This is a genomic window from Pontibacter sp. T17 (assembly GCF_057219875.1).
Genome location: NZ_JBXVVW010000002.1, coordinates 118,469 through 132,782, shown reverse-complemented (window position 1 = coordinate 132,782; position 14,314 = coordinate 118,469). Strand labels below are relative to the sequence as shown.

Genomic DNA, 14,314 nt, shown 5'->3' with positions numbered 1-14,314 from the left:
GAGCAACAAGCAGACCAACCCGCAGCACCCTCGCCCATCCGGCGGGGGTGTTCTGCTTTGAGGGGTCGAGCTATGCAGGCCTCCTGTAGGTAACTGACAGGCGACCTGACATCAATACAGGCGTTCTGTCAGTCGAGTTTGTAACGCGTCTAATTGCTTTCTTAGTGAAGTGATTAGACGTTATCAACAAGCGTTTTGAATATAAAACAAAAGCGTCCCGATGGTTGTCGGGACGCTGGAAATGAGTAGCCTTTTGGGGTTAGAGGCTGTCGCGGCGGAAGAGCCCGCCCGCACTGCGGCGCAGCTTCTCGGCGGCTTCCCGCTTGATGCGGTCTGCCTCTTCACGGGCACGGCGCGCGGCTTCTTCCTTGGCCTTTTCAGCTTCCTGGCGCAGGCGTTCCTGCTCGGCGGCGGCTTTGGCCTCCATTGCCTTGCGGGCTGCACCCACAGTATCGCTCAGGGCCTGCTTGGCCTGATCTACCTGGCCCTGCACCTGCTGCTTCACCTCGGTGGTAACACCCCCTGCTACCCCACCGTCGGTGCTGCCGCTGCCTGCTGCCCCTACACCCGCAGGGGTGATGGTAGGCTTCAGGACGGTGCCGCCGACTTTGAAATTGAGGTTCAGGTTGGCTGGCACGCTGATGTTGCGGCCAGTGAGGTTGCTGAGGTAGCTGCTGGCCATTTGGCCGGCCTGCCCGCTGGGCACCTCAACGGCCATGTTGTAGTCTACATCGCCAGCGAGGCCGTTGCTGCCACCCACCCGGGCGGTGTATTGGCCCAACTTCACGTCGAAGGGCTTGACGTTGAGGCGGCCATTCTGGACGTCGAAGTTGAAGCGGGTCTGGTTGAGGCTGAGGTTATCGAGGTTGCTGAGGGCCGACACCTTGGCGACTTCGCCCAGCTTGGTGAGGATGGGCAGGTTGCGAACGGCTGCGTCGAAGATGTCTGCAATGCCCGACGCCGAGAGCGTGGACAGGTTGGGCATCATGTTCTGTTGCAGGTCGGTGCTCATGCGCAGGCTGGTGGTGAACTTGCCCTGCGTGAACTTGGCCACCGGTGCCAGCGCCTGGATGGTGTTGAAGGCGCTGTAGGTCTGCTGGATATCGAGGTTCTCGAGCTTGAGGTCGAAGTCTACGTGCGGGGCATCAGGGTTGCGGGTGCTGTAGCCGCCGTTGGCCGTGAACTTGCCGCCCAGTGTGTTGAACAGCACGTCGATGAGGCGCACCGTGCGGTCTTTCACCTGAATGGCGCCCGAGAGGTTGGTTAGCGTCAGGTTGTCGTAATTGACCTCGCCGATTTGGGAAGAGAACAGGAAGTCAATGTTGGCGGGGATCTGCACGGCCTTCATCGGTGCGCTGGCGGTGTCGGCCGCTGGGGCAGCGCCGGAAGCCATGAACTCGTTGCAGTTGAACTTCCTGGACTTCAGTATCATGTTGCCGCGCAGTACCTCGCCTTCCTTGAAAAGGAAGGGAATGTAGTTGGCAAGCGAGCCCTGTACGGAGAGGTCGCTCTGGCCGAGGAAACCCTCGTACTGGTCGAGCGAGATGTTCTGGGGCGAGAAGCTGAGCTGGGCGGTGGTGATGCGCAGGCCCTGGGGGAACTCGCGGCTGGTGTAGGACAGGCCCTGCACCTGTGCCATACCGGAGGTCTTCAGCTTGTCGAAGCGCTTACCGGTGACGTCAGATACGCGGCCCTTGGCATCGATTTCGGCGGCAATGCGGCCAGCCATGGTAGTGCCCTCAATGGGATAGAGCTTGGCCAGCTTATCAAGGTCCAGCTTGCCCTTGATGAAGACATCATAGAGGGGGTCTGTAAGGTTGGCGATGGCCAGACGGCCGTCTACGGGCTCTTTGTCCAATTCCAGGTGGAAGCTGCGGACGTTGATGCGGAGGTCTTCGGGGGTGCCTTTGTCGTCCTGCACGGAGGCATCGACACGGAAGTTCTCGATGGCGGCGGGGAACTGGCTGGTTTTCACGTAGCCATCGGCCAACTGGAGCAGCGCCTGCACGGCGGGCATGGATTTGGGGCCGTAGGTGCCTTTGGCCTTGGCGTCGATGTTGAGCTTGCCGCGGAGTTCATAGCCCTCCATGGGGAATAGCTGGGTAAGGTTGGCGAGGTCCAGCTTGGCGAGCAGAAAGCCATCGAGTGTGATGGGCGTAAGACCTTTAGACTTGAGGGCGGCCTTCAGCGGGTTGGGGCCGAACATGGCCTCCAGCTTGGAGAGGTTGACCTCGAGGTTGTTGAGGTTAAGATCTGCGCCACCGGGGCTGGCAATGCGCAGAGCCAGCTGCACACCGGTAACCGGCTGGGGAACAGACGTATACTGGAAGCTGCCGTTCTCTACGGAAGTGCTGAACTCAAAGCCAGGAAGTTCTTTGCTGCTGTAAGTGCCTTTTACCGCACCGGACAGTGCCACGTTGCCTTCGGCCTTCAGATCCTTGAAGCTCTCGGAGTAGACACCTGGCACCAGCGAAAGCAGCTGGCGGAAGGTGGCATTGGGTGCGCCGAACGTAAGGTCCATCACCATGCGCTCGTCGTCAGGCATCTGAAGGAAGCCGGCGAACTCGAGGTCAAGGTCATTGAGCTTGAGGCGGTTGTCGCGGAAGGTATACTTGCTCTGACCCAGGTCGATACCGAAGCCGGCTGCGCCTTCTACATGCTTGTTGACCAGATAGCTGACGGAGTCGTAGGTAACGTACAGGCCGTGGATGTCGCTGTAGGTGTCGAGGTCGAAGGTGGTGGCGGTGAAGTCGCCGCTGCCCGAGTGGTTCAGCTCGTCGATGCGGAGGAAAAATTCGAGCGACCTGTCGTCGTAGACCACTCGCCCATTGCGCACCTCATAGCGCTTGAGGGCAATGCGCAGGTTGCTGGCGGCGGTGTCGGCACTGGGCTGGGCGCTGGTGTCGGGCTTGGCGATGTCCCAGTTGGCGCGGCCATCGGTGAGCACCCGTGCATGAATACGGGGCACGTCGAGCAGGACGCTTTTGATTTCGATAGGGCCGCCCGTGATGGCGCTCCAGAGGCCCACTGAGGTTGATACTTCCTTAGCGGCCACAAGGGTGTCGCCGGAGAAGGCGCCGCGACACACTACCTCCAGGTTCTCCAGGCTGATGGTGAGGCTGGGGAAGTTGCGAAGCAGGGAGAGATCGAGGTCGGAGAAACGGACGTCGGCGTTAACGTTCTCGTTTATTGCCTGTTGCACCTTTTCCTTGATGGTGTCCTTGAACAGGATAGGCACGAGAATGGCAGCCAGCAGGATGATGCCTACTACACTGCCTGCGCCGATGAGAGACCGCTTCAGCCATGTAGGCATGGGTTTGCGGGCACCCGCTGGGGCTTGGCTCATAGGTTTCTGGTTCGGGATGATAAGACCTGCAAAGTAAACAAGCACCCTGCCAAAAACGTCAGCAGAGCGCAGGAAATCGCAGTGCGCCACCCTCCTGTTCGTGAAAATGCAAAGCGGCCCCACCTGGAGGCCGCTTTGCAAATAGCGAAAGTCTATTGCTTACGTCAGGCGGCCTTCTGGTGCTGAAGACCCGAAGCATCAAATTTGTTCTGGGCGTAGTCGAGCGTGACTTCAAAGCTGGACACATCCTGGCCGGGCAACTCGTACATGGCATCCACGAGGATACTTTCCATAATGGCACGCAAGCCACGGGCCCCCAACTTCAGCTCCATCGCTTTGTCCACGATGAAGGTGAGGACGTCGTCAGAGAACGTGAGGTCAATGCCTTCGAGCTCAAAGAGCTGACGATACTGGCGTACCAGGGCGTTTTTGGGCTCGGTAAGGATGTTGAGCAGGGCGTCGCGGTCCAGCGGCTCGAGGTAGGTGATGACGGGCAGGCGGCCAATGAGTTCGGGGATGAGGCCGAATTTCTTGAGGTCGCCGGGCTGTACGGCACTCAGCAGCTTGGCTTCGTCGATCTCCACCTTCTGGCTGCCAGCCACGCCAAAGCCTACGGTCTTTTGGCTGTGGCGTCGGCCGATGATCTTGTCAAGGCCATCGAAAGCGCCGCCGCAGATGAAGAGAATATTGGAGGTGTCTACGCGAACGTAGTTCTGGTCGGGATGCTTGCGGCCTCCCTTAGGTGGGATGTTGGCTTCGGTACCCTCAAGTATTTTCAGCAGGGCCTGCTGCACACCCTCGCCCGACACGTCGCGGGTGATGGAGGGGTTGTCGGCCTTGCGGGCAATCTTATCGATTTCGTCGATGTAGACGATGCCGCGCTGGGCAGCTTCCACGTCGTAATCGGCGGCCTGAAGCAGGCGTACCAGAATGTTCTCTACGTCTTCGCCCACATAACCGGCTTCGGTGAAGACGGTGGCGTCGGCGATACAGAAAGGCACATTCAGGATGCGGGCAATGGTGCGTGCCAGGAGGGTTTTGCCTGTACCAGTGTGGCCGATGAGCAGGATGTTGCTCTTTTCCAGCTCTACCCCGCCCTGCTTGCTGCCGCCAGCCTGCATGTGGGCCAGACGCTTATAGTGGTTGTACACGGCAACCGACAGTACTTTCTTGGCGGCCTCCTGCCCGATGACATATTCATCAAGCTTTTTGCGGATGTCTACCGGTTTGAAATTCTGAAATGAGATGGGCGCAACGCGCTGGGCCGATTTTCGAACCTCTTCTGAAATGAGGTTATGGGCATATTCCACGCAGAAATTGCAGATATGGGTTCCTTCCATACCTGCGATGAGCAACAGCGCCTCAGAGCTGCCGCGACCGCAGAATGAACAGCTGGCGCCATCGCCGCCGTTTTCCTTGGTGGTACGTCGCTTACTCACAATCCGATTTTGGAAATAATAAAAGCGTAACAGGAGGACAGACTCCTCCTGTTACAATAATACGCTAAAAGGAGACAGAAGTTGCCTTAGGCCTTCTTGTTTGTGACAAGCACTTCGTCGATGAGGCCATATTCTTTGGCTTCCTGGGCGCGCATCCAGTAGTCGCGGTCAGAGTCGCGCTCAATCTTGTCATAGGGCTGGCCGCTGTGGCTGGCGAGGATGTTGTAGAGCTCGCCTTTTACTTTCAGCACTTCACGCACTGCGATTTCCATGTCGGCAGCCTGACCCTGGGTTCCGCTGAGGGGCTGGTGAATCATGATTCGGCTGTGGGGCAGCGCGGTACGCTTGCCTTTGGCGCCGGCACACATGAGGACGGCAGCCATGGAAGCAGCCATGCCTGTGCAGACCGTAGCAACGTCGGGCTTGATGTACTGCATGACATCATAGATGCCCAGACCAGCATATACACCACCACCGGGGGAGTTGATGTAGATGGAGACATCGCGGTTGGCGTCGGCGCTTTCGAGGAAGAGCAACTGGGCCACGATAATGTTTGCCACCTGATCGTCGACGGGGTAGCCAAGGAAGATGACGCGGTCCATCATCAGGCGCGAGAACACGTCGATCTGGGCTACGTTAAGCTGACGCTCTTCCATGATGTAGGGCGTCATGCCCATAATCTGGCTGCTGATGGCCGAGGTGTAATTGTGCAGCGTAAGGCTGTTGATGCCGCGGTGATTGACGGCATACTTCTGGAATTCGTTCGCGTTCATTACAGGACGGTGAATCAAGTGAGGAGATGAATCTGATACGCTGATTCATCAAAGATAGTGCCCGCCGCCATACTTGAAGCATGACAGGCGGGCACTGACAGTCTAACTATGTCTAAGGGGCGGCAAAAGCAGCTTATCGGCTGCCGGTAGCCACTTTGCGCTCAAACTCCTGATACGACACCTTGGCAGGCTTCACGGTGAGCACCTGGTTCTGGAGCACTTCCATGAATTTCTTGCTGGCCAGGGCGTCGAATTCGCGACGTACGTAGTTCTCGTCCTGCATCACGTTGTCCACCAGCTGGTCGATGAGCGCCTGCTGGGGGTTGCCTTCTTCCCCACCCTCGGTTTCGGGTGCGAGGCTCAGGCCCATGTACTGCATGAACTTGTCGGCCACTTCCTTGCGGAGGTCTTCCGCCTGGGGTTCTACCTCGGGGAAGCGCTCAGACAGCTTCTTGCGGATGAGGTGGAAACGCAGTTCGGCGCGGTACTGGGGGTAGCGGCGCTGGAGTTCGCCTTCCTTGCGGAACTCTTCGAACTCGTCGTAGAGCCAACGAACGAGGATACGGTCGGGCAGCTCAAAGGGATGCGCCATCAGCACATCGTTCTTGATCTGGTTGGTGAGGTAGCTGTCGGCCATCGCAGCGGCGTCTGCTTCCATCTTGGCCTTGAGGGCGGCGCGGAAAGCAGTAGCGTCGGCAGGCACTTCCTGCTGGGGCAGCACCTTTGCGAAGAACTCGGCATCGAGCTCGGCCAGCTTCACTTCGAAGATCTGGCGGATCTCGAACTTCATCACCTGGTCCTTCACGTCGTTGTACTCGGCTACTTCTAGGCGGAGCAGTGAAGCGGCCTCCATGTCGTCCTTGTACAGCTTGGGCAGGGTCAGTTCTACCACATCACCTACCTTCTTGCCGTCAAGCAGGGGCTTCAGTTCGGGCTGCAGGCCTGTCTGAACTGAGAAGAAGCGGGGGAAGGCAAACTTGGGGCGCTCATCTATCACCGGGTTGTCGGTGAGGTTGAGGATACCAATAGCTGTGAAGTTCTTACCAGAGGCAATGTCTACCGACTCAGCAGGCTCCGTGGCGCCAACCTGGTAACGGTAGCGCTCGATGGTGCGCTCAACGTCGGCGTCGGTGAGGCTGATTTCGTACTTGGAGACTTCGGGCAGCTTGTCGATGTTGAGTTCGAACTCGGGCTCGCGGCCAATCTCGAAGCTGAAGGTGTAGGTGGCGTTGCCCTCGGGGTCGAGGTCGTTGAAGGCCTCGTTTGCGAGATAAGGACGGCCAACAAACTTGATGTTGTTGTCGTTGATGTAGCCCGTGAGCTCCTGACCAACCAGTTTATTTAACTGTTCGGCCAAAATAGAAGGACCGAAGCGCTTCTTCACTACGGCAGCAGGCACTTTTCCGGGGCGGAAGCCGGGCAGCGACGCCTGACGGGTGTAGTTCTTGAGCGTAGAAAGGTAAGCCTCGCGGTAGTCGTCGGGGTTTACTGTGACGCGGATCTCTTCGATGAGCGTCTCCTTGGGTTCGATCGTGAAAGTCAAGGGTCGAAACGATTGAGCTGTGTTCAATGACAGAAAGACGCTGTCATTGTTACGTAAGTGCGGATGAAGGGACTCGAACCCCCACACCTTGCGGTACCAGATCCTAAGTCTGGCGCGTCTACCAATTCCGCCACATCCGCTTTTCGGGCCACAAAAGTATGTAATTTCTGGCAAGGCGCGCAATGGGCCTTATCTTTACTGATGCGCGACGCGCGACGCCCCGGCGGGCGCGTGTCTACTCCCCACCCACCTACCTGCAACCCCTACAGCCATGGCCACGGTAACGACTCCGCCCAACAGCCTGAACGAGGCCGAGAAGCGTGCTATCATCAATTCGTACAAGGCGCTCGTGAAGGACTCGATGGACTTTACGTCGAAAGAAGAGCGGAAGCTGATACGAAAGGCTTTCAACTACTCGATGGAGGCCCACGGCGATGCGCGCCGGAAGAGTGGCGAGCCGTATATCCTTCACCCAATTGCGGTAGCGCGTATTCTGGTGAAAGACATGGGCCTGAGCGACGTAACGAGCATCATCTGTGCTCTGCTGCACGACGTGGTGGAAGACACCTTTGCCGAACTGACTGACATACAGCGGGAATTTGGCGAACAGACGATGAAGATCATCGACGGGCTGACGAAGATATCGGGTGTGATGGACGCCAATGTGTCGAAGCAGGCCGAGAGCTTCCGGAAGATGCTGGTGACGATGTCGGACGACATCCGGGTGGCGCTGGTGAAGATTGCCGACCGCCTGCACAACATGCGCACTCTGGAGCACACCAAGCGTGAAACCCAGCTGAAGATTGCCTCGGAGACCCAATATCTGTACGCCCCATTGGCTCATCGCCTGGGTCTGTATACCATCAAGACCGAGCTGGAAGACCTGGCCATGCAGTACACCGAGGCCGAGGAGTATCGCATGGTGAGCGACAAGCTGCGCGATACCAGAATGCAGCGCTCGAAATACATGCAGGCGTTCATACGGCCGATCCACGACAAACTGAAGCGCCTGGGGGTGCCATTCGAGATCAAAGGCCGAGTGAAGGGCGTACGCTCCATATCGGAGAAGATGCGCCGGCAAGGCATTCCTTTTGAGGAGATTTATGACATCTTCGCCATCCGCATCATTCTGGACAGCAAGCCGGAGGAGGAGAAGGTAGACTGCTGGCGGGCCTACAGCGCCATCTGTTCCACCTACCGTCCACACCCCGAGCGCACCCGCGACTGGATATCCATGCCACGGTCCAGCGGCTATGAGAGCCTGCACGTGACGGTGATGGGGCCCGGCGGGCGTTGGGTGGAAGTGCAGATACGCACCAGCAGGATGGACTACATGGCCGAAAAAGGGGTGGCGGCACACTGGCGCTATAAAGGCCAGGAAGGCACCAGTGAGAAAGAACGCGAGCGGGCGCTGGAAAAGTGGTTGAACACAATACGTGATTTGCTTGAAAACAAGCAACTTAGCGCTTTAGATGTCGTTAGTGAATTCAAGTCTAATCTGGTATCGGATGAGATCTATGTGTTCACGCCCAAAGGCGACATGAAGGTGCTGCCGGCGGGTGCTACGGCACTTGACTTCGCTTACGAAATACACACCTCGCTGGGGCACAGCTGCATTGGTGCGAAAGTGAACCACCAGGTGGTGCCACTCTCCTATGAACTGCACAACGGCGACCAGGTAGAGGTACTGACCTCCAAGAAGCAGCTGCCCAAGCCTGAATGGCTTGCATTTGTAAAGACTTCCCGCGCCATCAACCGTATCAAAGAGGAGTTGAAGGAGCAGCGGAAAGCCACAATTGCCAAAGGCAAAAGGATTTTCGACTGGAAGATTCGGCAATTGGGAATCAGCGCCGAGCATACGCTGGTACATGAAATGCTGCACTCGTTCAGAATCCCGGACCACCAGGAGCTGTATTTCCGACTGGGTGCGCACCGGATTGATGTTAAGAAAGTGCTGGAGTTCATCGAGAGCAAGCGCAAGGCCCTGCTGGAGATGGCCAGCCCCAACCCGGACGCGGCCAGTTCGCCCGGGCAGAGCTTCGAGGAGTTTGTGCAGCAAACGCTGGGGGTGCAGACCGACTCGCTGCTGATGGGCAACAACGGCGCCACTGGCAAGTACAAGATTGCCCGCTGCTGCAACCCCATCCCTGGCGACATGATCGTAGGGCTGGCCAACCCGAACAAAGATGAAATCATTGTACACCGGACGAATTGCGAGGTGGCGGTGGAGCAGATGTCCAGCTTCGGGCAGCGGATCGTCAAAGCCAAGTGGACCGACTACAACGACGTGGAGTTTCTGGCCGGGTTCAAGATCATAGGCCAGGACAAGATGGGAATGCTGAATGCCATCGTGCGGTCAATCTCGTTGCAGATGAAGCGCAACATCCGGTCGTTCACCATCGACACGGAAGACGGTATGTTCGAAGGCACGGTGCGGGTATATATCCACAACACCGAAGAGGCTGAACAGATCATAGACCTGCTCTCGAAGATCAACGGGGTGTTCTCGGTGAGCCGAATGGATTCCTGATCCCCTATCTGTATTACTGCTTATCTACACGCCCCGAATCCGGGGCGTTTTCATTTACACCCCTTTCACAGGCCCCGCAAGGCCTGCTTGCGTGGAAATAAAGCAAGAAAATACTAAAGCAAATATTACATAAAGTGTTGAATTACAAGTATATAAATTGAATACACGATACGGCGCCAGTTTCAAGTATGACCTAAATCTACTAAGCATACTGAGTTATTTAGGCCAGTCAAAATCATATAGGTGATGCTGATATAGGGATGTTTATCTGCGTTGCCGATATTATAGGTGCCGGCTGGCTGACAGTTTGGCATAAACATTCGGTTAAACTTTTGTAAAGTGGGGGTACGGGTGCGGTTTTGTGCAGTATTTGCCACTGCAAACCACCAACCCATGTCTGACACTCCCCTTTCTACCGAGGCCAAGATTCTGGCGGCAGCCGAGCGGACGTTCCTGAAAGTGGGATTCTCCGGGGCGCGCATGCAGCAGATTGCCGATGAGGCGGGCATAAACAAGGCCCTGCTCCATTATTATTACCGCAACAAGGAACAGCTGTACCAGCGTGTGTTTGATGCCGCCTACAGCAAGTTCTCGAATGCGTTGGAGAAGCTGGATGACGCTACCCTAAGCCTGGAGCAGAAGGTAGAGGCATTTGTGATCGAGGTGTGGAAGCTGACCAGCGAGAATCCGAGCCTGTTGATGTTCCTGTCGGCCGAGATCAGCCGTGGCATGCCCGTGGTAGTGGCTCGACGATTCAACCTGCAACGCCTGCACTTTTCGCAACAGCTGGCCGAGAAAAGCGCAGCAGGCACCCTGCCCCGCCAGGAACCGCTACTGGTATTGCTACAGCTTTTTTCGCTGTGCTTCTACCCCATTCAATCCGGTGCATTGCTCACCAACCTGCTGGAAGTGAGCGAGACAGAATACAAAGTATCGCTCCGGACGTACTACGAGGGCATTCCACGCCTGTTGTTCACCGGCATGAATACAATCCAAAAGGTTTAATCAACCAGTTGGTTTATCCTTTTAGTTTGGAATAGGTCTCCAGTGCTTCGCCGACGACGAAGAGACTGCCCGTAATGAGCACAGTGTCGTCTGGGGTGGCGAAGGCCAATGCGGCTTTCAGGCCCGCTTCGACGCTGGGATAATAGGCGCCGATGAGACCTGCGGCTTCGGCATGGTCCTGCAGCACGATGGCATCGAGCCCGCGCGGAATGTTGGGCTTGACAAAGTAGTACGTGACGTTGTCGTGCGGCAGGTGCGGAATGATGCGACTAAGGTCCTTCTCCTGCACCACGCCGAAGACAATGTGCCGGTCGGTTGCAGGCTGCGCCATGTATTGCTGCATGACGGTGCGGATGCCGGCTTCGTTGTGGGCGACGTCGGCCAGCACAAGCGGCGACGTGCCGAGTAGTTCCATGCGTCCCCGCAGCCCCGCCAGGCGTCGCACATCGGCGAGGCCGGTACGGATGGCGTCGTCAGAGATGTTCCATCCACTGGCGCGCAGCTGCTCGATGGCTGCCAGCACGGTCTGTACATTCTCCAGTTGGTAGTCCCCGGTGAGGTCAAGCGACAGGTCAAGTGCCCGCCCGTCGGCGTAGGTGGCGCGCACCTGCTGGCGGTCAAAGGCATGCGACACTGAAGTCACCGCCACAACAGCAGGGGCAAAGGCTAGCGGCGCAGCCACTTCGGCGGCTTTGGCCTCGAAGACAGGCCGGGTTTCGTCGGTCCACTGGCCTACGATAGCGGGCACGCGGGCCTTGAAGATGCCAGCTTTTTCGGCAGCGATTTTGGCCAGCGAGCCGCCGAGCATTTCGGCGTGGTCCCAGCTGATGTTGGTGACAACGGAGAGCTCGGGCGTGATGACGTTGGTGGAGTCGAGCCGGCCGCCGAGCCCAACCTCAACGATGGCAACATCCACCTGGCTTTCAGCAAAATACTGGAAAGCCATTGCCACGGTGACCTCAAAGAAACTGGGCTCTATGCGTTCGATGAGAGCCTGATGACGGGTGACGAAGTCGGCCACCCAGGTTTGAAGGGCGGGCTGGCCGTTGATGCGGATGCGCTCGGTGAAGTCGGTAAGGTGGGGAGAGGTATAGAGCCCTACCCGTTCGTAGCCAGCCGATTGCAGCACGGCCGCCAGCATGGACGACACGGAGCCCTTGCCGTTGGTACCTGCTATGTGAATGGAAGGAAAGCGCCGGTGCGGTGCCCCCAACGCGGCACAGAGGGCCAGCGTGTTGGTGAGGTCTTTCTTGTAGGCGGCGGCACCTACCCGCTGAAACATGGGGAGGCGGGCGTAGAGATAGTCCAGGGCTTCGGAAAACTGCACGGCAATACAGGTTGGGTGCGCAAAGGTAGCAGGCAGCACGAGACTACCGCCATGCGCAGCATCAGGGAAAATGGGCAGCCATAGCCGAGATCAGGGCTGACCGATGATGACCTCGTCGGGAAGCTCGTTGATGTCGTCGTCGGCTCGGGGGAAGAAGTGCTTCAGCTGAATGCCGACGGTCTCGATGGCAGAGACGAGCGCCTCGAGAAAGCGCTCGTGCAGGAGGTGCTGGGCTGTGGTGGCGCGTATGTGGTCCCAGAAGTCGGTGGGCACTACCTCGTTGATACCCTGGTCGCCGAGGATGGCAAAGCGTGCATCCTTGACTGCTAGGTAAATCAGCACGCCGTTGCGCAGTGCGGTTTTGTGTACACCCAACTTATGGAAGAGATCGGCCGCCCGCTCGGCGGGGTCTTTGGTGCAGGTATCTTCGAGATAAACCCGGACCTCGCCGGAAGTTTGGAGCTCGGCCTGCTGGATTGCGGCGACTATTGCATCGCATTCCGCTTCCTGGAAACGCTCAGAGGCAGAAGCCATATGCTGACTAACTGGTTAGTTTAGTTTAACGGTTGACTTTAACGTGTGCGACGAACGCCCATGACCAGGATATCGTCTGTTTGGGAGCGGCTGCCCTGCCAGGTGCGTAGTTCGTCAAGGAGTTTCTGCTTCTGCTGGGGCATGGTCGAAGGTGCCAGTGAATGCAGCAGGTCAGTGAAGCGGCGCGTAGAATACCGTCGCCCATCGGGGCCGCCGAACTGGTCGGCGTAGCCGTCGGTGAAGAGGTAAAGTGTATCGCCTGGGAGCCAGGGATACTCTTGCTGACCGAAGCGGGCCCCTTCTTCCAGGCCAAATACCGAGCCGCCGATGGCCTGGCGGTCGGGCTTGAGTTCAAGAGAGGCGCCAGAGGCTGACAGCAGCAGTGCTGGGCGCTTGGCTGCACTGAATGTCAGGGTGTTGGACACAGTATTGAACCGCACCAATGCGATGTCCATTCCGTCCTGAATGGTGGCATTCTCGTCGTACTGCTTCAGGGCGGCGCGCACCTGCTGATGCAGGCGGTTGAGAATGGCTTCGGGCTCGGTGGTGCCCTGTTCCTTCACAATCTGCGACAGGAGGTTGTTGCCCAGCACTGACATGAAGGCGCCGGGCACACCGTGGCCGGTACAGTCAACGGCGGCCACCAGCTGTGCCCCATCCTGCTCGGCAAACCAGTAGAAGTCGCCTGAGACGATGTCTTTGGGATGGTAGAGGATGAAGTGTTCAGGCGAAATATGCCCGAGGGTGTCGGTACGGGGCAGAATGGCCAGCTGAATGCGCCGGGCGTACTCGATGCTGTCGGTAATCTGCTGGTTTTTGTCGGCGATGATGCGGGTACGCTCCTGCACTTTGCGCTCGAGGTTGAGGTACAGCAGGGCGTTGTCGAGGCAGGTGCCCGCCTGTGCGGCCAAAAGAGAAAGAAACTGCTGTCGGTCTGGCGTGAAGAAACGCACTTCGGAAGGGTGCTCCAGATACAGTGTACCCAGCAGGCTGTCCTGATGCCGAATAGGTGCGGCATAGGCGGCTGTAACGTTGGCCGAGTAGCCCTTGAGAAGCTGTTTCCATTCAGGCTGCTGGGTCACGTTGTGCGCCACGAGCGCATGCCCATCGCTGTTTGCCCTCTGCAGAATCGCTTCAGGGAAGAGTTGAACTGCGGCATCGGCTTCGAGTGCCAGCACACGCACTTCGCCACCGATGGCAGTCCCCTGCAGCCAGAGTGGTTCGGCCCCTTCCGGGTGGAAATGAAAGAGGCCCCGTGGCGCCAAAGTGTCTGCCATGGCGGCCTGAAGAAACCGGCGCGCTACCTCCTGAGGGTCGGTGGCTTCGCTGAGGAACTTGGCATTGCGGTTAAGATCAGACATGATCTTGACCTGCACGGCCAGTTGCTGATTCAGCAAAAAGCTCTCAGCGGCCTGCTGAACGGTGATGCGCAGGTCGGTTTCCTCCCAGGGCTTGGCTATATAGCGATAGAGACCGGCACGGTTGACGGCGTTGCCCACCGACTCAGCGTTGGCCTGGCCAGTGAGGAGAATCTTGCGAATGTCTGGCGCCATGCGGTGCACCTCGGTCAGGAACTGATCGCCTTTCATGCCAGGCATCAGCTGGTCAGAGATGACGACGTGCACTTCATAGCCAGTGTCGAGGAGTTCCTGCAGAATCTCGAGCCCCTCTTCGCCGCTTTCGGCCAGTTCCAGAGTGTAGCGGGCGTCAAGGCTGTACTCAAGCTCCTGACGGAGGCTGTTGAGGACGGTCTTTTCGTCGTCGACGCAAAGGATTACTGGCTTGACCATGCGGCCTAGTTTGGCTGTTTTCTACAA

General features: G+C 57.8%; 9 protein-coding genes and 1 tRNA gene. 2 read left to right on the top strand and 8 right to left on the bottom strand.

Annotated elements, in window-relative coordinates; translation table 11 throughout:
* Nucleotides 1-259 precede the first annotated feature (259 nt).
* The 5 genes from AC2D8O_RS08495 to AC2D8O_RS08475 form a co-directional block, all read right to left on the bottom strand.
* On the bottom strand, nt 260-3,346 hold the full coding sequence (locus tag AC2D8O_RS08495; RefSeq protein ID WP_484678391.1) for an AsmA family protein: 3,087 nt from the start codon (nt 3,344-3,346) through the stop codon (nt 260-262).
* Between the two features lie 164 nt (nt 3,347-3,510).
* Entirely contained in the window at nt 3,511-4,785 is a 1,275-nt protein-coding gene (gene clpX / locus AC2D8O_RS08490) for an ATP-dependent Clp protease ATP-binding subunit ClpX (protein WP_484678390.1), read from the bottom strand.
* Between the two features lie 86 nt (nt 4,786-4,871).
* A complete protein-coding gene (clpP, locus tag AC2D8O_RS08485) occupies nt 4,872-5,558 on the bottom strand; it encodes an ATP-dependent Clp endopeptidase proteolytic subunit ClpP (protein WP_484678389.1) in 687 nt (228 codons plus the stop codon).
* Between the two features lie 133 nt (nt 5,559-5,691).
* Nucleotides 5,692-7,101, bottom strand: coding sequence for a trigger factor (locus tag AC2D8O_RS08480; protein WP_484678388.1), 1,410 nt, complete (start codon nt 7,099-7,101; stop codon nt 5,692-5,694).
* Between the two features lie 58 nt (nt 7,102-7,159).
* Nucleotides 7,160-7,241 (bottom strand) — tRNA-Leu (locus AC2D8O_RS08475).
* Nucleotides 7,242-7,372: 131 nt separating this feature from the next.
* On the opposite strand from AC2D8O_RS08475, the gene AC2D8O_RS08470 reads away from it, so the two are divergent.
* Together AC2D8O_RS08470 and AC2D8O_RS08465 are read left to right on the top strand one after the other, a co-directional pair.
* Nucleotides 7,373-9,631 carry a RelA/SpoT family protein gene (locus AC2D8O_RS08470; protein WP_484678387.1) on the top strand — a complete coding sequence of 753 codons (2,259 nt, stop codon included), beginning with the start codon at nt 7,373-7,375 and terminating at the stop codon, nt 9,629-9,631.
* 393 nt (nt 9,632-10,024) lie between these two features.
* Nucleotides 10,025-10,636: a TetR/AcrR family transcriptional regulator gene (locus tag AC2D8O_RS08465; protein ID WP_484678386.1), complete on the top strand. Its 612-nt coding sequence runs from the start codon at nt 10,025-10,027 to the stop codon at nt 10,634-10,636.
* A 13-nt stretch (nt 10,637-10,649) separates the two neighbouring features.
* Here the strand turns inward: AC2D8O_RS08465 and AC2D8O_RS08460 are convergent, their stop codons facing one another.
* The 3 genes from AC2D8O_RS08460 to AC2D8O_RS08450 all read right to left on the bottom strand — a co-directional run bounded on the left by AC2D8O_RS08460 (nt 10,650) and on the right by AC2D8O_RS08450 (nt 14,287).
* Complete coding sequence (locus AC2D8O_RS08460) at nt 10,650-11,963, bottom strand: bifunctional folylpolyglutamate synthase/dihydrofolate synthase (RefSeq protein ID WP_484678385.1); 1,314 nt, start codon at nt 11,961-11,963, stop codon at nt 10,650-10,652.
* Nucleotides 11,964-12,053: 90 nt separating this feature from the next.
* A complete protein-coding gene (locus AC2D8O_RS08455; RefSeq protein WP_484678384.1) occupies nt 12,054-12,497 on the bottom strand; it encodes a TPM domain-containing protein in 444 nt (147 codons plus the stop codon).
* 38 nt (nt 12,498-12,535) lie between these two features.
* Nucleotides 12,536-14,287: a SpoIIE family protein phosphatase gene (locus AC2D8O_RS08450; RefSeq protein WP_484678383.1), complete on the bottom strand. Its 1,752-nt coding sequence runs from the start codon at nt 14,285-14,287 to the stop codon at nt 12,536-12,538.
* Between the last annotated feature and the right edge of the window lie 27 nt (nt 14,288-14,314).